The sequence below is a fragment of the Pseudomonas sp. GNP014 genome (assembly GCF_054344005.1).
This window is the reverse complement of sequence record NZ_JBTGUS010000001.1, coordinates 3,818,328-3,840,859: the sequence shown is the minus strand read 5'-3', so window position 1 is coordinate 3,840,859 and position 22,532 is coordinate 3,818,328. Positions and strand designations below refer to the sequence as shown.

The 22,532-nt window shown below is 61.6% G+C and carries 18 protein-coding genes; 14 read left to right on the top strand and 4 right to left on the bottom strand.

Annotated elements, in window-relative coordinates; translation table 11 throughout:
- Positions 1–53: 53 nt before the first annotated feature.
- Positions 54–1,532: a sensor histidine kinase gene (locus tag ACXX9E_RS17320; RefSeq protein ID WP_186747179.1), complete on the top strand. Its 1,479-nt coding sequence runs from the start codon at positions 54–56 to the stop codon at positions 1,530–1,532.
- Here ACXX9E_RS17320 and ACXX9E_RS17315 read toward each other — a convergent pair whose 3' ends face one another.
- A complete protein-coding gene (locus ACXX9E_RS17315) occupies positions 1,533–2,231 on the bottom strand; it encodes a response regulator (protein ID WP_128615413.1) in 699 nt (232 codons plus the stop codon).
- Positions 2,232–2,546: 315 nt separating this feature from the next.
- Here ACXX9E_RS17315 and ACXX9E_RS17310 point away from each other — a divergent pair, with 315 nt between their 5' ends.
- The 7 genes from ACXX9E_RS17310 to argE all read left to right on the top strand — a co-directional run bounded on the left by ACXX9E_RS17310 (position 2,547) and on the right by argE (position 10,930).
- Positions 2,547–4,283 (top strand): type I secretion system permease/ATPase, encoded by a 1,737-nt coding sequence (locus ACXX9E_RS17310; RefSeq protein ID WP_458555787.1) that lies wholly within the window; start codon positions 2,547–2,549, stop codon positions 4,281–4,283.
- Positions 4,284–5,630, top strand: a complete 1,347-nt coding sequence (locus ACXX9E_RS17305; protein ID WP_128615415.1) for an HlyD family type I secretion periplasmic adaptor subunit — start codon at positions 4,284–4,286, stop codon at positions 5,628–5,630.
- Between the two features lie 10 nt (positions 5,631–5,640).
- Complete coding sequence (locus ACXX9E_RS17300) at positions 5,641–6,975, top strand: TolC family outer membrane protein (protein WP_458556590.1); 1,335 nt, start codon at positions 5,641–5,643, stop codon at positions 6,973–6,975.
- Positions 6,976–7,161: 186 nt separating this feature from the next.
- Positions 7,162–8,481, top strand: a complete 1,320-nt coding sequence (locus tag ACXX9E_RS17295; RefSeq protein ID WP_186747185.1) for a flavin-containing monooxygenase — start codon at positions 7,162–7,164, stop codon at positions 8,479–8,481.
- A gap of 55 nt (positions 8,482–8,536) precedes the next feature.
- The gene (locus ACXX9E_RS17290) at positions 8,537–8,953 is read left to right on the top strand and encodes a RidA family protein (protein WP_458555786.1); all 417 of its coding nucleotides are present in this window, start codon (positions 8,537–8,539) and stop codon (positions 8,951–8,953) included.
- Positions 8,954–9,107: 154 nt separating this feature from the next.
- Positions 9,108–9,785: a DUF1028 domain-containing protein gene (locus ACXX9E_RS17285; RefSeq protein WP_458555785.1), complete on the top strand. Its 678-nt coding sequence runs from the start codon at positions 9,108–9,110 to the stop codon at positions 9,783–9,785.
- Complete coding sequence (gene argE / locus ACXX9E_RS17280; RefSeq protein WP_123467898.1) at positions 9,782–10,930, top strand: acetylornithine deacetylase; 1,149 nt, start codon at positions 9,782–9,784, stop codon at positions 10,928–10,930. Before ACXX9E_RS17285 ends, argE begins: the two co-directional genes overlap by 4 nt.
- Positions 10,931–10,948: 18 nt before the next feature.
- On the opposite strand, the gene ACXX9E_RS17275 is transcribed toward argE, so the two are convergent.
- The gene (locus ACXX9E_RS17275) at positions 10,949–11,860 is read right to left on the bottom strand and encodes a LysR family transcriptional regulator (RefSeq protein WP_222833126.1); all 912 of its coding nucleotides are present in this window, start codon (positions 11,858–11,860) and stop codon (positions 10,949–10,951) included.
- Positions 11,861–12,209: 349 nt separating this feature from the next.
- Between ACXX9E_RS17275 and ACXX9E_RS17270 the strand changes: the two genes are divergently transcribed.
- The gene (locus ACXX9E_RS17270; protein WP_458555784.1) at positions 12,210–13,625 is read left to right on the top strand and encodes a purine-cytosine permease family protein; all 1,416 of its coding nucleotides are present in this window, start codon (positions 12,210–12,212) and stop codon (positions 13,623–13,625) included.
- Positions 13,626–13,726: 101 nt separating this feature from the next.
- Entirely contained in the window at positions 13,727–14,350 is a 624-nt protein-coding gene (locus ACXX9E_RS17265; protein WP_186747191.1) for a glutathione S-transferase family protein, read from the top strand.
- Positions 14,351–14,371: 21 nt separating this feature from the next.
- Here the strand turns inward: ACXX9E_RS17265 and ptrR are convergent, their stop codons facing one another.
- Complete coding sequence (gene ptrR, locus ACXX9E_RS17260) at positions 14,372–15,250, bottom strand: putrescine utilization regulator PtrR (RefSeq protein WP_128614320.1); 879 nt, start codon at positions 15,248–15,250, stop codon at positions 14,372–14,374.
- Between the two features lie 103 nt (positions 15,251–15,353).
- On the opposite strand from ptrR, the gene ACXX9E_RS17255 reads away from it, so the two are divergent.
- The 3 genes from ACXX9E_RS17255 (at position 15,354) to ACXX9E_RS17245 (ending at position 18,438) form a co-directional block, all read left to right on the top strand.
- Positions 15,354–16,745, top strand: coding sequence for an aldehyde dehydrogenase family protein (locus ACXX9E_RS17255; protein ID WP_458555783.1), 1,392 nt, complete (start codon positions 15,354–15,356; stop codon positions 16,743–16,745).
- A 410-nt stretch (positions 16,746–17,155) separates the two neighbouring features.
- Positions 17,156–17,752, top strand: coding sequence for a paraquat-inducible protein A (locus tag ACXX9E_RS17250; protein WP_123467881.1), 597 nt, complete (start codon positions 17,156–17,158; stop codon positions 17,750–17,752).
- Positions 17,749–18,438 (top strand): paraquat-inducible protein A, encoded by a 690-nt coding sequence (locus ACXX9E_RS17245; protein WP_458555782.1) that lies wholly within the window; start codon positions 17,749–17,751, stop codon positions 18,436–18,438. The genes ACXX9E_RS17250 and ACXX9E_RS17245 overlap by 4 nt, the downstream gene beginning before the upstream one ends.
- Here the strand turns inward: ACXX9E_RS17245 and ydiJ are convergent.
- Positions 18,371–21,397, bottom strand: a complete 3,027-nt coding sequence (ydiJ, locus tag ACXX9E_RS17240; RefSeq protein ID WP_458555781.1) for a D-2-hydroxyglutarate dehydrogenase YdiJ — start codon at positions 21,395–21,397, stop codon at positions 18,371–18,373. The two genes, ACXX9E_RS17245 and ydiJ, sit on opposite strands and share 68 nt — an antisense overlap.
- Positions 21,398–21,555: 158 nt before the next feature.
- Between ydiJ and ACXX9E_RS17235 the strand changes: the two genes are divergently transcribed.
- Positions 21,556–22,440, top strand: a complete 885-nt coding sequence (locus ACXX9E_RS17235) for a LysR substrate-binding domain-containing protein (RefSeq protein WP_123467875.1) — start codon at positions 21,556–21,558, stop codon at positions 22,438–22,440.
- Positions 22,441–22,532: the final 92 nt, after the last annotated feature.

Here is a 22,532-nt window from a genome sequence, read left to right as displayed (position 1 = left end):
TGGCTCGCAAGGTTTTTCAACCGACTTACCACGATCATCAGGAAATCGACGCGATGGCAAAAGATGCAAAAGTCCAATCAAAAATCGAGACTTTTGTCGCCGATGAGTCTGAGACTTTGGTCGAACCCAGACCTGTCCACGGAAGACTCTGGCGCTGGCGCTTCAAGCAGCGCACCCGCCATCTGAGCCGCTCCACCCAGTTTGTGCTGGCCGCTGCACTGATCCTCGGGCTGACGATGTTTTTCGTCGGCAAACTGGTGAGTGCACGCATCGAGCGTGCAGCCGTGCAGAGCGCTGCCGAAGCGGGCGCGCATTACATGGAAGCGTTTCTGGAGCCGTACGTGCAGGAGATGAGTCGCGATAACGGCCTGTCCCCGACCAGCGTCAAATCCCTGGATCGGCTCATGGATAGCCGCTCGCTGAAGCGACACATCGTCTCGATCAAAATCTGGCGTGGCGATGGCACGGTGGTCTACAGCACAGACAAATCCATCACCAACCGCCAGTTCCCGATGGATGAAATTGCCGAGGCGCTCAAAGGCAATGTGGTCACCGACCTTGAAGACCTGGATCAGGAAGAGAACGAATTCGAGCGCAAGCTCAACGTACCGCTGTACGAAATCTACGCGCCACTGCGCGAATTCAGCACCCGGAAAATCATCGCCGTGGGCGAGTTCTACGAAAAAGCCGAAAGCCTGGAACAGGAAATCAACCGCGTCCGTCAACAAGTGTGGATGGTGGTCGGCACGGCCACGCTGGCGATGTTGACGCTGCTGTTTTTCATTGTCCGGCGTGGCGACCAGATCATCCAGCGTCAACAGGTGACCCTGCGAATGCGGCTGTTGGAGCAGACCCGCCTGCACATCAGCAACGCCGCCCTGCATCGCAAAATCAACACCGCGACCCAGGAGTTCTCGCGCATCAACGAATTGACCCTGCGCCGCATTGGTGCCGATCTGCATGACGGGCCGGCCCAACTGCTGACACTGATTCTGATCCGCCTGGATGACTTGGCCGAGCACTGCACAACACTGGATCAGGAGTCGCTGGAAACCATCCGCGGCGCCGCTACCGACGCCTTGCGTGAGGTGCGCGACCTTTCGCGAGGCCTGGCCCTTCCGGAAATCAACGACCTGACCCTGACGCAGGAACTGCAGCTGGTGGCCCAGCGGCATGAACAACGCACCGGCAGCAAAGTGCAGTTGAATATCGAAAATTTGCCAGACGCGGCACCACTACCGGTGAAGCTGTGCCTTTACCGGTTTGTGCAAGAGGCACTGAACAATGCCTACCGACATGCGCAGGGCAAAGGCCAGAGGATCATCGCGCATCACCAGGAAGGAACACTGACCATCACCGTCAAAGACGACGGGCCGGGCATGGCGGCCGACGCTTTAGTGGTCGATGGCCACGGACGAAACCGGCTGGGGCTGGCCGGTTTGCGCTATCGCGTGGAGTCACTGGGCGGCGTGTTCAGTATCGAGTCCTCACCGGGCGTCGGCACCGCCATCAGTGCACAGTTGCAGTGGTAATCAGGACCCCCCGTGAACATCCAGAGGCGTTGGCGCCGGGCTGATGTGCAATCGCCCGACAGCCTCGCGCTCCCAGTGGCGCCTGAGCGCCGTGACCGCTTCCACCCGGTTGCGTGCATGCAACTTTTGCATCACGCAGGTCATGTAGTACTTGACGGTTTTTTCGCTGATGAACAGCTTGGAGGCCACCTCTTTGTTGGTCAGGCCCTTCGAGACTTCGCGGATAATCTGCTCTTCCCGATGAGTGAGGTCGATCTTGCGGACTTCGGCTTCATGTTTCTTGAAATTGCTCAACAGTTTGTTGGCGAACTCTGGGGTGATAAAGGTTTCGCCCCTGGCAATCGAACGGATCGCCAGCACCAGATCCGGTCCGCTGACGCCCTTCAACACATATCCGCGCGCACCCGCTTCCAGGGCTGAATAGGCGTCATCCTCAGACTCTGACACCGTCAGCATCAGCACTTTCACCTGCGGTAATTGCGTGGAGATGAACTTCACTGCGGCAAATACGTCGCCCGGCATATTGACGTCCATCAGCATCACGTCCGGTCTCATCCGCTGAGCAATATCCCGTGCCTCGTCGGCATTGCCGCCTTGTTCCACGACTTGCAGATCTGCCCTTTTTCTCAACGTGTTGGCAACACCTTCACGCAGTAGAGGGTGATCATCGGCAATACCGATGCGGATAAACGGATTCATAACGCGCTCCTGAAAAGGCCATGCGTATTGACGCCCATTGATTAATAGCAGCTAACCCGCCCGGCCGCAGGGCTCCGAGCCATTGCAGACCGGGTCACCAGCGCAAAAATTAGACTTAGGTCGGGCGATTTTTCGCCGTCAACAAGTCATCCACTTAACAAGCGGCGACAAAATAGACGGACAAGCCATTGTTTTTGAATAAACAAAAAACCGTCAGAAATATAACGCCAGTGAAAACCCGGACCTGAAGGTCATCCGACCAACAGTCGCTCTCCTACGCTGAGGTACATCAGGCCACGGCACTGGAACCTTGCGATGAACACGAAAAAACACCCGCGATCCGAGTTTGCCGACGTGTTTTTTCGGCTGCGCCACACGCTTTATTCGCTGGCCGGATTCAGTGGCGTGATCAACGTGCTGATGCTCTCTCCTGCCATCTACATGTTGCAGGTGTACGACCGGGCGCTGGTCAGCAGCAACCTCACCACCCTGATGATGCTGACCTTGCTGATGATCGGCCTCTACACCCTGCTGGCAATGCTCGAAGTCGTGCGCACCCGTGTGATGATCCGGGTCGGCAACCGGCTCGACATGGCCCTCAACCGTCGAGTGTTCACCGCCGCGTTCGAGCGCAACCTGCAACATGCCGGCGGCAACCCCGCCCAGGCGCTGCAAGACCTTGCCCAGGTGCGCCAGTTTCTGACCGGCAACGGGCTGTTCGCCTTTTTCGATGCGCCGTGGACGCCAATCTACCTGTTCGTCGCCTATCTGATTCATCCGTTGCTGGGTATCGTCACCTTGTGCGGCTCGCTGATTCTGGTGGCACTGACCTGGCTCACCGAAATCGCCACGAAAAAGCCCCTGGCCGAAGCCAACATGGCCGCCCAGGTTTCAGGCACATTCGCCAACAACAATCTGCGCAACGCCGAAGTCATTGAAGCGATGGGCATGCTGCCGGCGATCACCGGGCGCTGGTTCGGCAGCCACCTGCGGATTCTGCAGATGCAGACTATGGCCTCGGATCGAGCGGCCTACATCAGCGGCCTCGGGCGTTTCGTGCGTATCACCCTGCAATCACTGATCCTCGGCACCGGTGCGTTGCTGGCCATCGAGGGCTCGATCACCCCGGGCATGATGATCGCCTGTTCGATCCTCAGTGGCCGGGCACTGGCACCCGTGGAGCAATTGATAGGAGCCTGGAAACAACTGCTGACCAGTCGCCGTGCGTGGTCGCGCCTGCGCGACCTGCTGCAGGATTTCCCGGCCCGCGCCGATGCGATGAAACTGCAAAAACCGTTGGGCATGATCTCGGTGGAACACCTGCACGCCGGTGCACCGGGCATGACGCAAGCCATCCTTCACGGGCCCAACTTCAACCTGTCACCCGGGGAATCACTGGGCATCATCGGTCCTTCTGCGTCGGGAAAATCGACACTGGCGCGTTTGCTGGTGGGCATCTGGCCCGCACTCAGCGGCAAGGTGCGACTCGACGGTGCCGACGTCTACCTGTGGAACAAACAGGAACTGGGCCCGTGGATCGGCTATCTGCCGCAGGACGTGGAATTGTTCGAAGGGACCATCGCCGACAACATCGCGCGCTTCGGCAATGTCGACAGTGAAGCGGTGATCATCGCCGCCAGGCGCGCCGGCGTACACGACATGATCCTGCGCTTTGCCCGAGGTTACGACACCACGCTGGACGTCGATGGCAACCCGTTGTCCGGTGGCCAGCGCCAACGCATCGGCCTGGCTCGCGCGCTGTATGGCGAACCTTCGCTGATTGTGCTCGACGAACCCAACGCCAACCTCGACGACGCCGGCGAGAAAGCACTGATCGAAGTGCTGGAGGATCTGAAGCAGCGGCGCTGCACCACGGTGTTGATCAGCCATCGGCCGAGCATCCTCGGCACTGTCGATAAAGTCCTGATGCTGCGCGAAGGCAGCACCCAGTTGTTCGGCCCACGGGAAGAGGTGTTCGCGGCGTTGCGTCAAACCAGCGTGCTACCGACCGTGGGCTCACCCACCCTGTCAGCCGTGCGCGGGAGAGAGTAAATGGGGGCCTTGAGTGTTGACCCGCATGGCCAGGAACTGCTGCGTGCAGTGGCCGAGATCGACGTCGACGACCGACGCCCGGCGCGTTGGGGTGTGCTGTTGGTGATCGTCGGCTTCGGCAGTTTTTTACTCTGGTCATGGCTCGCGCCGCTGGACGCGGGGATCGTTGCCACCGCCACGGTCAAGGTCACCAGTAACCGCAAGGCCATTCAACACCAGACCGGCGGCACCATCGACGCGATTCTGGTGCGTGAAGGCGACAACGTCAGAAAGGATCAGGAACTGGTCAGGCTCGATGCCACTCAGGCGCTCTCCGAGCAAGGGGTGGTCAACGCCCAATTCATCGCCACGAAAACCATGGAAAATCGTCTGCAAGCCGAGCGCGACGGTTTATCGGAGGTGGTCTTCGACCCGCTCATGCTGCAGCGCTATGCCGACAATGAGCACCTGAGCGAGGCGATCCGCCTGCAGCGTCATCTGTTCGAAACGCGCCGCGCCAGTCTGGCCGGCGAGCTCGACATCCTGCGCGAATCGCTCAACTCGGCGGACGCGCAAATCAAGGGGCTGCAGCGCGTCTACAACGCCCGCTCATCACAGATTGGCTTCCTCAATCAGGAACTGACCGGCGTGCGCCAACTCGCCGCCGAAGGCTACGTGCCGCGCAACCGCATGCTGGAACTGGAGCGCACCGGTTCCGACCTGAATGCCTCTCAGGCCGATAACCTGAACAACATCGCCCGCGCCCGGGGGCAGGCGGCCGACATCAAGTTGCGCATCATCCAGCGCGAATACGACTACCGCAAGGAAGTGCAGTCGCTGCTGGCCGATGTACAAAAGGAAAACAGCGCCCTCACCGATCGCTTGCAGGCGCTGGACTATCAGGTGCGGCACACGGTAATCCGCTCGCCCATCGACGGCATGGTGCAGGGCTTGAGCGTGTCGACGGTCGGCGGGGTCATCGCCCCCGGTTTCAAGATCATGGAAATCGTCCCCGCCCATGAGCCTTTGCAAATCGACGCGATGATTCCGGTGCAGGCCATCGACCGTATGAACCCCGGGCTGCCGGTAATGATTTCGTTCCCCGCGTTCAACCATGTACAGACGCCCAACATTCCCGGCAAGGTGCTGACCATCTCTGCCGACCGACTGATGAGTGAGGACAACAAGCAGCCCTATTACCTGGCCCAGATCGAAGTGACCCGGGCCGGCATGGCCATGCTCGGCGACAATCACATACGTGCCGGCATGCCCGCCTCGGTCACCATCAAGACCGGGGAGCGCAACCTGCTCAGCTACCTGTTGAAACCTCTGCTTGACCGCGTCAACAGCGCGTTCAAGGAGCAATGAAGTGCATGGCCTGCGACGGGTGATCGGGGTTGCCACGCTGTTGGGGCTGGCACAATCGGCCGCAGCACTGGACCTGCGCGAGTCGTGGAACCTGATGCAATTTCAGGGTCCCTCCTTGCTGTCAGCCGGGCACGAGCGTGATGCCGCTCTGGAAAACCGCGCCATCGGCAAATCCGGCCTGCTGCCGAAAATCGGGATCACCGCGTTCGACAACCACATCAACGGCACGCAGCAACAGCCGGACTTCTACGGTAACAATCACACCAACGACCTGAACTACGCCTCGCGCGGTGCCACCCTGCAACTGCGCCAGCCATTATTCAACAAGCAGAAAATGGCCGAGTATCGGCAAGGCCAGTATCAGGCCGAGTACGGTAACGCGGTGTACGACGGCAAGGCCCAGGACTCGGCGGTGCGCCTGGCCGGGCGTTACTTCGACGTGCTGCTGGCCCATGAAACGGTCAAGCTTTCAACGGCCAAACTCAACGCACTGAATGAACAGGTGGCCTCAACTCAGCGCCGTCGGGAGCTGGGCGACGGCACCGTCACCGATGTCGACGAAGCCGTGGCGAGACGCGATCTCGCTCAGGCTGAACTGATCGAGGCACAAGACAGCCTTGTTGTCGCCAGACGCCAGTTGCAAGAGTACGTCGGTGAAGCACCCGAGCAGATTGCGACGTTGCAGGAAGCCTTCCCTACCCCGCCGTTGCGACCCGATAACCTGCAGGAATGGATCATCCGCGCGGGCGCCGATAATCCGTCGGTCCGCGCCCGTCGCTTGAATGTCAACACCGCCGATGAAGAAGTGGCCAAAGCCAAGGCAGGCCACTGGCCGACGCTTGATCTGGTGTTGGGCTACACCGCCGCCGACAGCGAGACCCTGTCGACGCAGAATCAACGCAACCGTTACACCTCGGCGGGAGTGGAGCTGAACATTCCGCTGTACAGCGGTGGCTACGTGAGTGCCCGCGCCCGGCAAAGCGTGGCCACCCGGGACCAGGCTGAAGAAGATCTGAATGCCACTCGCGAAGAAATCATCTCGGGGACCACTCGCGAGTTTCGCGCCGTACAAAGTGGTGAAGCGCGCATTCATGCGCTGGAAAAAGCCGTCAGTTCCAGCGAGCGCTCGCTGTTGTCGTCCAGAAAAGGCTTTCTGGCAGGCAGCAGCACCAATATCGACATCCTCAACGCCCAGGAACAGATCTTCAACGCGCGCCGCGACCTGTTCGAAGCCAAACTCCGCTACCTGCTGGCGAGGCTGCGGCTGGCGGCCGACGTCGGCGCACTGGGCGACGACGACATCGAAAGCGCCAATGCCTATCTGGGGCCCCGGCTGTCGTTCTGAGCCTGGCCGGGCAGCCGTGCAGCCCTTGATATACGCGGACTCTGGGCCTCTGCATCAGAATTTTATCTTCACATCCCAGCTTAATAATATTTTACCGATCCCCCCCTCCTCCCTAGTCTGACCGCAAGCAAAACGGACAAGCCAACAGCGCCCGAATCCCACTGCCTTGCTAGGAAGGATGTAGAGATGACCACTGAAATAATAAAAACAGACACGCTGATCGTGGGTGCCGGCCAGGCGGGCGTAGCCATGAGCGAGCACCTGAGCAAACTCGGTGTGCCGCACCTGGTGCTGGAGCGCAATCGCATTGCCGAACGCTGGCGCACCGGGCGTTGGGATTCGCTGGTGGCCAACGGTCCGGCGTGGCACGACCGCTTCCCGGGGCTGGAATTCGATGACGTCGATCCCGACGGTTTCGCCCCCAAAGAGCGTGTGGCCGATTACTTCGAAGCCTACGCGAAGAAATTCAACGCGCCGATCCGCACCGGTGTGGAGGTAAAAAGCGTGGTGCGCAATGTCGGTCGTCCGGGTTTCACCGTCCAGACCTCTGAAGGCGTCATCGAAGCCAGCCGTGTTGTCGCCGCAACCGGCCCGTTTCAGACGCCAGTGATCCCGGCGATTGCGCCCAAAGACGCGCGTCTGCTGCAGATTCACTCTGCGGATTACCGCAATCCAGAGCAATTGCCGGCAGGCGCCGTGCTGGTGGTCGGCGCCGGTTCGTCGGGCGTGCAGATCGCCGATGAACTGCAACGCGCCGGCAAGCAGGTGTACCTCTCGGTCGGCGCCCACGACCGCCCGCCTCGCGCCTACCGCAACCGTGATTTTTGCTGGTGGCTGGGCGTGCTCGGCGAGTGGGATCAGGCGGCAATGAAACCGGGGCGCGAGCACGTGACCATCGCGGTCAGTGGTGCTCATGGCGGGCGCACCATCGACTTCCGTGGCCTGGCCCATCGCGGCATGACGCTGGTCGGCGTCACCGAGTCGTTCAACAACGGCGTGGTGAGCTTCAAGCAGGACCTGATCGACAACCTCAAGCGCGGCGACGAAAACTATCTGGCGCTGCTCGACGCGGCCGACGCCTACATCGAGCGCAATGGCCTGGACCTGCCGGAAGAACCCGAGGCGCGGGAAACCTTTGCGGACCCCGAGTGCGTGAAACACCCACTGGCCGATCTGGACCTGGTCAAGGCCGGGGTCACGTCGATCATCTGGGCCACCGGGTTCGCCGTGGATTATTCATGGCTGCAAGTCGCGGCGTTCGATGACAAAGGCAAGCCCGTGCATCAGCGCGGTGTGTCCAGCGAGCCGGGGGTGTATTTCCTTGGTCTGCCGTGGCAGTCACGGCGCGGTTCCTCGTTCATCTGGGGCGTGTGGCACGACGCCAAACACGTCGCCGATCACATCGCCACCCAGCGCAAGTACCTGGACTATCGCGATGCCGAGCAGCGTGAAGCCGCCCTGCATTCGAACGCACACAGCAAAGCCGCCGACACCGTCGACGCCTGATTCCCCTTTTCCACCGGCGCCGGTGCGCCGGGCCTTTATTCGTCAGGAGCCTTACATGAGCCAGCCCACTCACACCCGCATTCGCATGTTCAACACCAAAGACACCTACCCCAACCAGACGCTCGACAACGACCTGTGTCAGGCCGTGCGTGCCGGCAACACCGTGTATGTGCGCGGTCAGGTCGGTACTGATTTCGATGGCAACCTGGTCGGTCTGGGTGATCCCCGTGCGCAGGCCGAACAAGCCATGTGCAACGTCAAGCAACTGCTGGAAGAAGCCGGCAGCGACATGAGCCATATCGTCAAGACCACCACCTACCTGATCGACCCGCGTTATCGCGAGCCGGTGTATCAGGAGGTCGGCAAGTGGCTCAAAGGTGTGTTCCCGATTTCCACCGGGCTGGTGGTGTCGGCGCTGGGTCAACCGCAGTGGTTGATGGAGATTGATGTGGTTGCAGTGATTCCTGAGTAAGGCATCACACCGAGTCGCGGCTATCGCTGGCAAGCCAGCTCCCACAGGGTTTGGGGTTGTTTGAAAGCCTCCTGATCGACCCGGTACCTGTGGGCGCTGGCAAGCCCGCGATGAGGCCTTCAAGGACAACATCTTCCTGGAAAGGAGCAAGCAAATGACCTTCTCTATTGCCGCCCGCTGCCCCGAAACCGGCCAGTTCGGCGTCGCCATCAGTTCCTCCAGCATCGCCGTCGGCGCGCGCTGCCCGTGGCTGTTGCCCGGCGTGGGCGCGGTGTCGAGCCAGAACATCACCCTGCCCTCCCTCGGTCCGGAGGTGCTCGCACTGATGGAGCAAGGCCTGGCTCCCGACGCGGCACTGGACCAGGTGCTCACGCGCAACGGCTACAGCCAGTACCGCCAGATCACCGCCATCAACCACCTCGGCCAGACCGCGCATTTCAGCGGTTCGCAGACCCTTGGTGTACATAACGCAGTGGTCGGCGAGCAATGCGTGGCCGCCGGCAACATGCTCGCCGGGCGCTCGGTGATCGAAGCGATGGTCAGCGCCTTCGAAGACAGCGAAGGCCAACTGGCCGACCGCTTGCTCAGAGCCCTGCACGCCGCCCAGGCCCTCGGTGGCGAAGCCGGTCCCGTGCACTCCGCCGCCGTGGTAGTGGTCGGCGAACAGACCTGGCCGATCGTCAACCTGCGCGTCGACTGGGCCGATCAAAACCCGATCGGTCAGTTGCAAACGCTGTGGGACGCCTACCGCCCGCAGTTGCAGGACTACATCGACCGCGCCCTCGATCCGGCCAAGGCACCGGGCTACGGCGTTGCCGGTGACGACCGATGAACAGCGTCGAGTTGCTGAAAGTGCTGGTGGGGTTCGACACCACCAGCCGTGAATCCAACTTGCAACTGATCGAGTTCGTGCGCGATTACCTCGCCCGATTCGATGTGCCCTGCGCGCTGATCTACAACGACGAACGCAGCAAGGCCAATCTGTTCGCCACGATCGGCCCGGTGGATCAACCGGGCATCGTGCTGTCCGGGCATACCGATGTGGTGCCGGTCGATGGCCAGCCATGGACACTGCCACCGTTCGAACTCACTGAGCGCGACGGCAAGCTGTTCGGGCGCGGCACCGCCGACATGAAGGGCTACATTGCCTGCGTACTGGCCCTGGTGCCGGCGCTGGTGAACGCGTCATTGCGCAGGCCGGTGCACATCGCCCTGTCCTACGATGAAGAAGTCGGCTGCCTCGGCGTGCGTTCGCTGCTCAAGGTGCTGCAACAGCGCCCGATCAAACCGCTGCTGTGCATCATCGGCGAACCCACCGAACTGAAACCGGTGCTTGGCCACAAGGGCAAACTGGCGATGCGTTGCGAGGTGCACGGCCATCCGTGCCATTCGGCCTATGCGCCGCTCGGGGTCAACGCCATCGAATACGCCGCCGAACTGATCGGCGAACTGGGTCGCCTCGGCCAGCAATTGAAAGCGCCGGCGCATCACGACCCGCGTTTCGACCCGCCCTACAGCACCGTGCAAACCGGGGTGATCAGCGGCGGCAAGGCCCTGAACATCGTGCCCGCCGATTGCCGCTTCGATTTCGAGATCCGCGCCCTGCCCTCACAGGATCCGGCCTTGGTCGCCGCGGCACTGAAAACCTACGCCGAACGCGAAGTGCTGCCGCGCATGCGGGCGGTCAGCGCGCAGAGTGATATCCGCTTCAGCGAGTTGTCGGCATATCCGGGCCTGGCCACCGCTGCGCAGAGCCAGGCAGCCGAGTTGATTGCGTCATTCTGCGGCTCTGCGGCATTCGGCACCGTGGCGTTTGGCACCGAAGGGGGCTTGTTCGATGCGGTGGGGATACCCACGGTGGTCTGCGGCCCCGGCAGCATGGATCAGGGCCATAAACCGGACGAGTTCGTCAGCCTCGATCAGTTGCAGGCTTGCGATGACATGCTGCAACGGATGCTTGCCTCGATCAGCGTCTGAAAACCGGCTCGGCGGCCCTCACGGGTACAGCCGGGCCAACTCTTCGCGGCAATGATCGACAAACAACTGCACCGGTTTGGTCAGTTGCACCCGCCGCAGCCACGCGGCCGACAGCCCCGAGCCGGTCACGGTTTCCGCCAGCGGCACACACACCACTTGCTGGCCGTCATAGGTGTAGTCGCTGAACGGCTTGGTCACCAGAATCGAGAAGCCGAATCCATTGCCGACCATGCCGCGCACCATCTCGATCGACGGTGAGCTGAAGACGATATTCGGCGTCAGTCCGCGTTCTTCGAAAATGCTCACGAAGTAGGTTCGGCTCGGCACCACATCGAGCAAAATCATCGGTTCCAGCACCAGATCGTGCAACGAGACTTTCGCCTGTTGCGCAAAGCGATGGCTGGCCGGCAACAAGGCGTAAGGCTGTTGCGGCGGCATCAGCGGCGTGGTGTCGATGGTGCTGTCGAGATCGTGTTCGAACATCATCGCCACGTCGATACTGCCGGCGGTCAATGCCTGCACCAGTTCCTGCTGCTCGCCATCGCGTATGCGGATTTCCACTCCCGGCCAGCGTGCCTTGAAACCGGCGATCAGGCGCGGCAGGTAGAGCGGTGCGACGGTTTCGAAACAGCCGATATCAATCTGCCCCGCCACCACATCGTTATCGGCCAGGGCGTTCTGCTCGAACTCATGGGCCACCCGCAACAGCTCCAGCGCCTTGCGATAGAACCGTGAGCCGCTGGGCGTCAGGGAAACACCCTGAGCGTGATGGCGGATGAACAGCTGCACACCGAAACTTTCTTCCAGGTGTTTGATCGCGGTCGAGACCGACGGTTGCGCGATGTAGAGCTTGCGCGAAGCTTCGGCAACGCTGCCGCAATCGGCGGTGGTGACGAAGTATTTGAGCTGGCGCAGGTTGTAGGCAGCCATGAGCACCTCCGGTGAAATAAGTCTGGCAGTACTTTTGTGGCGTGGGCTTCATCCCCCTTTGAAGGCGCAGCAGTCCCCTGCTTTTTTAGATCAAAAGAGGGGCCGCTTCGCAGCCCGACGGGGATGAATCCCTCGCCACGGGCCCCGGCAAATCCTGATATGAAAACAGGGTTGACCATACCGGAGCCCCCACCAGCCGAAGCATATTTTTTTTAAGGTCTGTAGCAACAAACTTACTAATTTATCTATTCCGGGGCTTTGCACATGATCGCTTCAACAAGAATTGCGCCGCCCGTGCCGGCGCTTACCGAAGTACGTCCACGTACTCATCCTTGCCTTGGAGTCCGTCATGGCTACCGTTGCATCCACCTCCGCTCCGCTGATTGAAAAACACACGATAGGATACGTGCCCCCGGAAGATCGCCACGGAAAGGTCAGGGATTTGTTCACGCTCTGGTTCGGCGGCAATATCGCGCCGTTACCCATCGTCACCGGGGCGCTGGGCGTGCAGTTGTTTCACTTGAATCTGGTCTGGGGCATCGTTGCCATCCTCGTCGGCCATCTGGTCGGCGGCGTGCTGATGGCGCTGCACTCGGCGCAGGGCCCGCAAATGGGCATTCCACAGATGATCCAGAGTCGCGCGCAGTTCGGCTCGCTCGGCGCCTTGCTGGTGGTGTTGATCGCCGGCGTGATGTACATCGGTTTCTTCGCCTCCAACATCGTGCTGGCCGGCAAGTCATTACACGGTGTGGTGGAAAGCGTGCCGGTGCCGGTCGGCATCGTCATCGGCGCGTTCGGTTCGGGGATCATCGGCATCATCGGCTACCGCTTCATTCACGTGCTCAACCGCATCGGCACCTGGGTGCTGGGGATCGGCATCGTCGTCGGTTTCGGCTACATCTTCACCCATATCCAGACCGATGACTTCCTGACCCGTGGCAGCTTCAACCTCTCCGGCTGGCTGGCCACCGTGTCGCTGGCGGCGCTGTGGCAGATCGCGTTTGCGCCGTACGTGTCCGACTATTCGCGGTACTTGCCGGCCGACGTGAAAGTCTCGTCGACGTTCTGGACGACCTATCTGGGTTCGGCGCTGGGCTCGAGCCTGGCGTTCATCTTCGGTGCCGTTGCCGTACTGGCCACACCGGTAGGCATGGACACCATGGATGCGGTCAAACTCGCCACCGGCTCGATTGGCCCGCTGATGCTGGTGCTGTTCCTGCTCAGCGTGATCAGCCATAACGCGCTCAACCTGTATGGCGCGGTGCTGTCGCTGATTACCCTGGTGCAAACCTTCGCCTACCGCTGGATCCCGACCGCCAAGAGCCGGGCAGTGATTTCGATCATCGTGTTGCTGGCCTGCTGCTTCGCCGCCGTCGGCGCGTCGAAGGACTTTATCGGGCACTTCGTCGACATGGTCCTGGTGTTGCTGGTGGTGTTGGTGCCGTGGACGGCGATCAACCTGATCGACTTCTACGCGATCCACAAAGGCCAGTACGACATTCAGTCGATCTTCCAGGTCGATGGCGGCATCTACGGCCGCTACAACCCGCAGGCATTGCTGGCATACGCGATCGGCATCGCCGTGCAGATCCCGTTCATGAACACGCCGCTGTACGTCGGCCCGGTGTCGGCGCATATCAACGGAGCAGACCTGTCATGGCTGGTGGGCTTGCTGGTGACGTCACCGCTGTATTTCTGGCTGGCCAATCGCGACACGGCCTACCGTCGGCGCATGACCAGCGGCAAATTGGCGAGCAGTCTGTGAGATTGTCCCGATAGCCTAAAAAAAGGCCCGCCTCGTGCGGGCCTTCTGCATGGCGCTGTGGTATTTCTTTGAGTCCGACGATGACGGAACAAGGACCGCCAATGCTGCGAATACTCGGCAAAGCCTCATCAATCAACGTGCGCAAAGTGCTGTGGACCTGTGCTGAACTGCAACTGCCGTTCGATCGTGAAGACTGGGGTTCGGGATTCCAGGCGACCCACACACCTGAGTTTCTCGCGCTGAATCCATGCGCCATGGTGCCGGTGATTCAGGACGGTGATTTCACGTTGTGGGAATCGAACACGATCATTCGTTATCTGGTGGCCAATTACCCCGGCGCAGACCTCTACCCCACCGAGCCACGCGCCCGCGCGCGCGTCGATCAGTGGATCGACTGGCAGGCCTCGGAGCTGAACCGCTCATGGTCGTACGCCTTCACTTCCCTGGTGCGCCGCTCGCCGGATTATCAGGACAGCGCCGCACTGGCCCGCGGAATCGAACAGTGGTCGAAGAACATGGACATCCTCAACCGGCAACTGGAGAAAACCGGCGCGTATGTCAGCGGCGAGCGTTTCTCGCTGGCGGATATTCCCATCGGGCTGTCGGTGAATCGCTGGTTTGAAACGCCACTCGGACACCCGGACTATCCTGCCGTCAGGACGTATTACGAACGTCTGAGCCAACGCGAAGGCTTCCGTCTCTACGGCAGAAACGGCACGCCGTGACACCATGACACAAAGTGTCAATTACCCTTCTGCGCGTACCACCCCACGCTCTTCCAGCAAGCGCACAAACATGCTCAAGCTACGCGACACCGTGCCCCGGCGCCACACCAGCCACGTCGTCAAGTAACGAAAATCCGCCGCCAGCGGCCAGACACTGACCGTGGCGCTGCCGGGCATGCTCTGCAACATTTTGCGTGGCATCAGCGCCAGCCCGGCACCGGCGCTGACACAGGCGAGCATGCCGTGGTAGGACTCCATCTCGAAAATCTTGCCTGGCACGGCAGCGTCGGTGCTGAACCATTTTTCGAAGTGGTGCCGATAAGAGCAGTTGGAACGGAAGGCATAGATATTCTCGCCGTTCACATCTGCCGCACGCTGCACCGGTGCGTGATTGAGCGGTGCAATGACGACCATTTCTTCCTCGAACGCCGGCACGCCTTCCAGCGCCGGGTGCAGCACCGGGCCATCGACGAACGCGGCCGCCAGGCGCCCGGAGAGCACGCCGTCAATCATCGTCCCGGACGGGCCGGTCGACAGGTCCAGATCAACCTTGGGATGCAACTGGTTGTACGCTGCCAGCAGCTGCGGGATGCGCACCGCCGCCGTGCTTTCCAGCGACCCCAGCGGAAACGCGCCCTGCGGTTCTTCACCCGCAACGGTGGCCCGCGCTTCCTGCACCAGGTCGAGTATGCGCCGCGCGTACTCGAGAAAACTCCAGCCGGCCGGTGACAGGCGCAATCGGCTTTTCTCGCGAATAAACAGATCGACGCCCAGATCCTGCTCCAGCTGTTTGATTCGTGTGGTCAGGTTCGACGGCACGCGATGAATCTGCGCCGCGGCGGCGCTGATGCTGCCGTGCTCGGCAACGGCCTTGAAGATTTCCAGCTGCACCAGATCCACAGTCATTCTCCAATCGTGAAAGAAACGATCTTTATTATTCAGTTTCCAGAAAACAAACACCAGCCTACTCTTGGCCCATCCACTGAACTCGCAGGAGCCAGCCATGAGCCAGATTTCCAGCCAGACCCACGCCATCTCGATCAACCCCGCCACCGGCGAGCAGATCGGTCACTACGCCTTTGAATCAGCCGAGGCCCTCGACGCTGCGCTGACCCGCGCCGCGTTCGGTTTCTCGAAGTGGAAACGCAAGCCGCTGCAAGACCGCTCCCGCGCCCTGAGCGCATTGGCCGGCGCCCTGCGTGACAGCGCCGAAGCCATGGCCATCATGATCACCCTGGAAATGGGCAAGCCCATTGCCCAGGCCCGTGGCGAAATCGAAAAATGCGCCAGGCTCTGCGAGTGGTACGCCGAACACGGCCCGGCCATGCTCGACGCCGAGCCGACCCAGGTGGAAGGCGGCAAAGCGCGAATCGAGTACCGCCCGCTCGGCCCGATTCTCGCCGTGATGCCGTGGAACTTCCCGATCTGGCAAGTGCTGCGCGGCGCAGTACCGGCGCTGATCGCCGGCAACACCTACGTGCTCAAGCATGCGCCGAACGTGATGGGCAGCGCTTACCTGCTGCGCGATGCTTTCAAGAACGCCGGCTTCGCTGAGGGCGTATTCGAAGTGCTCAACGTCACCCCGGAAGGCGTTTCGACCGCCATCGCCGACCCGCGCATCGCCGCCGTGACCCTGACCGGCAGCGTCCGCGCCGGCATGGCCATCGGTGCTCAGGCCGGTGCCGCGCTGAAGAAATGCGTGCTGGAGCTGGGCGGTTCCGACCCGTTCATCGTGCTCAATGACGCCGATCTCGACGAAGCCGTTCAAGCAGCCGTCATCGGTCGTTACCAGAACTCCGGCCAAGTGTGCGCTGCGGCCAAGCGCCTGATCATCGAAGAAGGTGTGGTCGAGGAATTCACCCGCAAATTCGTCGAAGCGACGCGCAAGCTGAAGGTCGGCGATCCGTTGTCCGCCGACACCTACATCGGCCCGATGGCGCGTTTCGACCTGCGTGACGAACTTGATCAGCAAGTGCGCGACACCCTCGAAGAAGGCGCCACCCTCCTGCTCGGCGGCAGCAAGGCCGAAGGTCCGGGCAACTATTACGAGCCGACCGTGCTGGCCGATGTCACCGACCGCATGACCTCGTTCAAACAGGAACTGTTCGGCCCGGTGGCGTCGATCATCACCGCCCGCGATTGCGCGCATGCGGTGGCCCTGGCCAACGACAGCGAGTTCGGCCTGACCGCGACGATCTACACCGCTAACGTACAACTGGCCCAGCAACTGACCAGCGAGCTGGAGACCGGCGGCGTGTTCATCAACGGCTACTCCGCCAGCGACCCGCGCGTGACCTTCGGCGGCGTGAAAAAAAGCGGTTTCGGCCGCGAACTGTCGCACTTCGGCGTACGCGAATTCTGCAACGCGCAAACCGTGTGGCTGGATCGCAAATAATCGCTGATCCCAGGCGTTACCCATCTCCCTGCAGGCCTGCGCCTGCACGGGTTTTGCGGGAGCGACCGCTGCCACAAGCGTTGGCTGTCATGTCGCGAGCTGCTGGGATTCCGTGACAGTCTGCCCCTTGCTCAACAACCCCAGCACCACCGCCGCCGAGACCAGAGTAATCAACGTGAGGATGTGCAACAGCATCCGGCCGGCTGATTGAAGTGCTGGCTGACTGGTGCCCCTATTACCCGGGGCTGCACCTGTATTACCCAAGCCGCCGGCACGTACCGGCGCCGCTCAAGGCCTTTATCGACTTCGTCCGCGACACCCCGCTCCTGCAGGGGCATGGGGCAAGCGTTCGATGACCGGGGGATCAGCGTCTATAGTCAACGGGTTCCTGCCCTGAAGGCCCGTTGTCCATGGTCAACACCGAACAGCTGATCATCTGCGAGCACTGCGACTGCGTGTACGAGAAAGTCGCCCTCGCCAAACACCAGAAAACCCTGTGCGTGCGCTGCGGTGGCGTGTTGCAGCGCTATAACGGTCTGACCGTCGAACAGCGTCTGGCGCTGTCGTTCACCGCGTCGATGCTGTGGCTGTTCGCCAATTTCTATCCGGTGATGAGCATCAGCATGAAGGGCCTGAAAAACAGCGCAACGTTGTGGGACTCGGTCCTGGCGTTGAGTCAGGGGCCGATCACGTTCATGGCGATGGTGGCGGCGATTTCGATCATCATTGCCCCGGCGTTTCAACTGGTGCTGTTGATCTGGGTGTTGAGTTTCGCCCTGTCCTCCCGGCGCGCGCCGGGGTTCAAGGTGTGCATGCGCTGGCTGGAAACGCTGCGCCCGTGGAGCATGCTTGAAGTGTGTCTGCTGGGGGCAATGGTCGCGGTGTTCAAACTGGCCGGGCTGCTCGATGTGCTGCCCGGCATCGGTCTGTTCGCGCTGGCCGTGCTGAGCCTGATGATGATCCGCATCGCCGGCCGCGACATTCGTGATCTATGGGACATCCTGTGAAGCGACCACCGACCGCCAGCGAACTCAACCTGTGTCTGTGCCACAGCTGCGGCCTGGCCTGCGACATGACCGACGAGCCGCACGAATGCCCGCGCTGCCAGGCGCCCCTGCATCGACGCAAGAGCAACTCGCTGAACCGCACCTGGGCGTACATGTTCGCCGCGCTGGCGTTTTACGTACCGGCCAACCTGCTGCCGGTGATGAACACAGTGATGCTCGGCAACGGCGCCGACAGCACGATCATGAGTGGCGTGCTGGAGTTCTGGGAGGGGGGCGCGTGGGACATCGCCCTGATCATCTTTATCGCCAGTATCGCAGTGCCGGGGATCAAGTTCGTCGCCCTGACGCTGCTGCTGATCACCGTGCAACGCGACAGTGGCTGGGCGCGCCGTGAGCGCTCGAAGCTGTTCCGTTTCGTCGAGCTGATCGGCTATTGGTCGATGCTCGACGTGCTGGTGGTCGCCCTGGTCGCGGCGCTGGTGAAGTTTCAGGCGCTGGGTGATATCGAGCCACGACCGGGCATCCTGTTTTTCGGCCTGGTCGTGGTGTTCACCATGCTCTCGGCAATGAGCTTCGATCCACGGCTGATCTGGGACAACACCCCGGACGACGAGCCGCTCAGCGACGCAGCACCTCCAGCAACACCTGCAACGGATGGCGCAGCGCCTGATCCGACTGGCGCTTGACCTGGCTGCGGCATGAGTAACCTGTGGCCAGCGCTTCGCCCTTTTGCGCCGGCTCAGCGATCTGCCGTGCCCACGACTGTTCATAAATCACTGCCGACGTTTGCCGGTTGCGCGCCTCATGTCCGTACGTCCCGGACATGCCGCAGCAACCGGTGGCCTGGGTCGCCAGGCTCAAACCCACGCGCTCGAAAACCTGCTCCCACTGCCGGGTCGCCGCCGGCGCATTGGTCTTTTCCGTGCAATGGGCCAACAAACGGAAGGCACCGGCGTTGGCCTGAGGCGTTTGCTGCGGCATGACCTTGAGCAGCCACTCCTGCACCAGCGCCACTTCGGGACAGTGCTTCATGCCCGGCACCTTGAGGTATTCCTGACGATAGACCAGGGTCATCGCCGGATCGAGGCCCAGCAACGGCACGCCGATATCCGTCAGTTCACGCAATTGGCGAGCATTGCGCAGCGCGGCCCGATTGAACGCCGAGAGGAACCCCTGCACATGCAGCGGCTTGCCATTGGCGCTGAACGGCGCCAGGTAAACCTGATAGCCGAGGCGTGATATCAGCTCGACCAGATCCGCCAGCAACGGTGCCTCGAAGTAACGGGTGAAGGCATCCTGCACCAACACCACGCTGCGTTCGCGTTGTGCCGGCGTCAGCGCCGACAACGTCGCCGCCGTCGCCGGCTGCACCTGCCAGCGACGCATCGCCGCATGGAAATCGAAGCGGCTGAGCAACGGCACATCGACCATTCCCCCCAGGCGTTCGAGCAGGCCGCGAACCAGCGCGGCGCCCATCACACCGTTGTACAGCGCCGGAATCCGCGCCATGTAAGGGATGCTGTATTCCAGCGAGGCGATCAGATAGTCCCGTGCCGGGCGCAGATAACGGCTGTGGTACAGCTCCAGAAACCGCGAACGAAACTCCGGCACATTGACCTTCACCGGGCACTGGCCCGCGCAGGACTTGCACGCCAGGCAACCGGCCATGGCGTCGTACACCTCATGGGAAAAATCGGCATCCTGGCTGCGGCTGTTGCGCCAACGTGTCCACAGACTGCTGAAAAATGCCGGACGACGGATCGTATCGCAAAGCACATCCACTCCCGCCTCGCCCTGCAAACGCAGCCATTCGCGAATCAGCGATGCACGCCCCTTGGGCGACTGCGCACGTTCACGAGTGGCCTTCCACGACGGGCACATGGCGTCGTCGGGGTCGAAGTTGTAGCAGGCGCCGTTGCCGTTGCAGTGCATCGCCGCACCGTAGTCCTGCCAGACTTTTTCGTCGATCTGCCGATCGAGCTCGCCACGCAACGTGACTTCATCGATTTTCAACAACGCCGCGTCGGTGTTGGCCGGGGTAGCGATCTTGCCCGGGTTGAACTGGTTGAACGGGTCGAATGCCGCCTTCAGCGCCTGCAGGGCCGGATACAGTTCACCGAAAAACGCCGGTGCGTACTCCGAACGCAGGCCCTTGCCGTGCTCGCCCCAAAGCAAGCCGCCATAACGCTGGGTCAGCGCGGCGACGCCATCGGACACCGGGCGCACCCGCGCCGCTTGCTGCGGATCCTTCATGTCGAGGATCGGCCGCACGTGCAGCACGCCGGCATCGACATGGCCGAACATGCCGTACTGCAAACCGTGACTGTCGAGCAGCTCGCGCAGCTCGGCGATGTACTCGGCCAGGTGCTGCGGCGGCACGGCGGTGTCTTCGACAAAGGGTTGCGGGCGTGCCTCACCGGCCACGTTGCCCAGCAGGCCGACCGCACGTTTGCGCATGCCGTAAACCTTGTTCACCGCGGCATGACCGACGGCCAGCGTGTGCCCCAGACGTTCGACGGTGCGGTCGCTGCCCAAGTGTGCGACAAACGCCTCGACTCGGCCCTGCAACTCATCGGCATCATCGCCGCAAAACTCGACGAGGTTGATCCCCAGCGTCGGCCGCGCGGCACTTTCCGGGAAGTATTCGGCGACGCCGTGCCAGACGATGTCCTGCATCGCCAGCAGCAGCACTTTCGAGTCGACGGTTTCGATCGACAGCGGCTTGAGCGCCATCAGTGCCCGTGCATCGCGCAGGGCATCCATGAAACCGGCGTAGCGAATGTTCACCAGCATGGTGTGTTTGGGGATCGGCAACACATTGAGCCTGGCCTCGACCACAAACCCCAGCGAGCCTTCAGCGCCGCACAGCACACTGTTAAGGTTGAAGCGGTTGTCCGCCTCACGCAGGTGCGCCAGGTCGTAACCGGTGAGGCAGCGATTGAGATCGGGGAAGCGTTCCTTGATCAGCGCGCCCTGTTCATCAATGATCTGCCGCGCGCAGCGATAGACTTCACCGACGCGATCTTCGCGGGCGCACTGGGCGAGCAACTCGCGCTCGTCAAGCGGCTGACCGTGTAAATGCTCGCCACCGCGCAGGATCATGTCGAGCTCGAGCACGTGGTCGCGGGTTTTGCCGTAAGTGCAACTGCCCTGGCCGCTGGCGTCGGTGTTAATCATGCCGCCGACGGTGGCGCGGTTGGAGGTCGACAGTTCCGGAGCGAAAAACAGCCCGGCGGACTTCAGCGCCGCGTTGAGCTGATCCTTGACCACCCCGGCCTGTACGCGCACCCAGCGCTCTTCAACGTTGATTTCCAGAATGCGGTTCATATGCCGCGACAGGTCGACGACAATGCCGTCAGTCAGTGACTGACCGTTGGTGCCGGTGCCGCCGCCACGCGGGGTGATCACCACTTTCCGATAAGCCGGTTCGGCGATCAGTCGCGCGACCCGCGTCACATCCTCGGCGTCCATCGGAAACACCGCCGCTTGCGGCAGGCGCTGATAGATCGAGTTATCAGTGGCGAGCACCACGCGGCTGGCGTAATCGGCGCTGATTTCACCGCGAAAGCCGCTGGCTTTCAGGGCGTTGAGGAACTGCTGGTAATCGGCGGTCAATGCAGTGGCGGGCGACAGCTGGGCAATCATCGGTCAGGAATCTCGGTCAAAATCGGGCCGTGTGGCGGTGAACAGTTGTGCGCAATGAATGATTGCGTCACGCTCCCGCCATCTCATGGTGCTCATGTTCATTGCTTGGCGCCATCGGGACAAACGTAAAATCGACCCACAATCCATGACTAAAACGAATGAATCCGCGAACACTCACGCCTTCCATGTCGTTGTTGCTGGCCTTCGAGGCCGCCGCACGGCATGAAAGCTACACCCGCGCCGCCCATGAACTGTCGCTGACGCAAAGCGCGGTCAGCCGTCAGGTGCAGATTCTCGAGAAGATGCTCGGCATGCGCCTGTTCAGCCGCGAAGGCCGGCAAGTGGTGCTGACCGATGTCGGCCGCATGTATCAGCGCGAGCTGGCCGAAGCGCTCGGGCAGATCCGCAGTGCGACGCTTCAAGCCATGGCGTTTGGTTCCGGCATTCACAGCCTGCGTCTGGCGACGCTGCCCACCTTCGGTTCGAAATGGCTGCTGCCACGGCTCAAGGACTTCTACACCGCACACCCCGGGATGACCGTGCACTTGCATTCGCGCATCGAAGCGATCGACTTCGATACCAGCGAGATCGACGCGGCGATCTGCGTCGGTGGCGGTGAATGGCCGGGGCTGAGCGCCCTGCCCCTGCACACCGAAGAACTGGTGGTGATCGCCAGCGCGCAATTAACAGCAGCCGAACGTCAGGACGCCGAACAGCAGATTGCCGGACAACTGCTGCTCAACGTCAGCAGCAATGCCCAGGCCTGGGCGGAATGGTTCACTCATCACGGCTTGCCGCACCGCAGCATGCGTATCGGACCGAGCTTTGAAATGACCTCGCACCTGATTCAGGCCGTGCGAGCGAATATCGGCGTGGGGCTGGTGCCGCGGATTCTGGTTGACGATGAATTGCTTAACGGCGAGCTGCTGCAACTGGGGGAACCGATCACCAGTCGGCGCAGCTATTACCTGGTGTATCCGCCGCGTAATGAGGCGTTGCCGTCGTTGAAGGCGTTTCGGGACTGGCTGGTGCGATCGCTATGAATTATCGCCTCACCCGAGTGAGCAATCACCGTTTTGGCGGAGGCGGAGCACTAGGACCACGAGCAGTTTGTGGCGAGTTTCTGTCGTTCGAA

What these genes read in the sequence shown, in the direction of transcription:
- ACXX9E_RS17275 (WP_222833126.1), bottom strand. Translation starts at nt 11,860, where the DNA reads ATGGCTGCCTACAACCTGCGCCAGCTCAAATACTTCGTCACCACCGCC.
- ACXX9E_RS17315 (WP_128615413.1), bottom strand. Translation starts at nt 2,231, where the DNA reads ATGAATCCGTTTATCCGCATCGGTATTGCCGATGATCACCCTCTACTG.
- ACXX9E_RS17295 (WP_186747185.1), top strand. Translation starts at nt 7,162, where the DNA reads ATGACCACTGAAATAATAAAAACAGACACGCTGATCGTGGGTGCCGGC.
- ACXX9E_RS17320 (WP_186747179.1), top strand. Translation starts at nt 54, where the DNA reads ATGGCAAAAGATGCAAAAGTCCAATCAAAAATCGAGACTTTTGTCGCC.
- ACXX9E_RS17285 (WP_458555785.1), top strand. Translation starts at nt 9,108, where the DNA reads ATGACCTTCTCTATTGCCGCCCGCTGCCCCGAAACCGGCCAGTTCGGC.
- ACXX9E_RS17255 (WP_458555783.1), top strand. Translation starts at nt 15,354, where the DNA reads ATGAGCCAGATTTCCAGCCAGACCCACGCCATCTCGATCAACCCCGCC.
- argE (WP_123467898.1), top strand. Translation starts at nt 9,782, where the DNA reads ATGAACAGCGTCGAGTTGCTGAAAGTGCTGGTGGGGTTCGACACCACC.
- ydiJ (WP_458555781.1), bottom strand. Translation starts at nt 21,397, where the DNA reads ATGATTGCCCAGCTGTCGCCCGCCACTGCATTGACCGCCGATTACCAG.
- ACXX9E_RS17270 (WP_458555784.1), top strand. Translation starts at nt 12,210, where the DNA reads ATGGCTACCGTTGCATCCACCTCCGCTCCGCTGATTGAAAAACACACG.
- ACXX9E_RS17305 (WP_128615415.1), top strand. Translation starts at nt 4,284, where the DNA reads ATGGGGGCCTTGAGTGTTGACCCGCATGGCCAGGAACTGCTGCGTGCA.
- ACXX9E_RS17310 (WP_458555787.1), top strand. Translation starts at nt 2,547, where the DNA reads ATGAACACGAAAAAACACCCGCGATCCGAGTTTGCCGACGTGTTTTTT.
- ACXX9E_RS17290 (WP_458555786.1), top strand. Translation starts at nt 8,537, where the DNA reads ATGAGCCAGCCCACTCACACCCGCATTCGCATGTTCAACACCAAAGAC.
- ACXX9E_RS17235 (WP_123467875.1), top strand. Translation starts at nt 21,556, where the DNA reads ATGAATCCGCGAACACTCACGCCTTCCATGTCGTTGTTGCTGGCCTTC.
- ACXX9E_RS17250 (WP_123467881.1), top strand. Translation starts at nt 17,156, where the DNA reads ATGGTCAACACCGAACAGCTGATCATCTGCGAGCACTGCGACTGCGTG.
- ACXX9E_RS17265 (WP_186747191.1), top strand. Translation starts at nt 13,727, where the DNA reads ATGCTGCGAATACTCGGCAAAGCCTCATCAATCAACGTGCGCAAAGTG.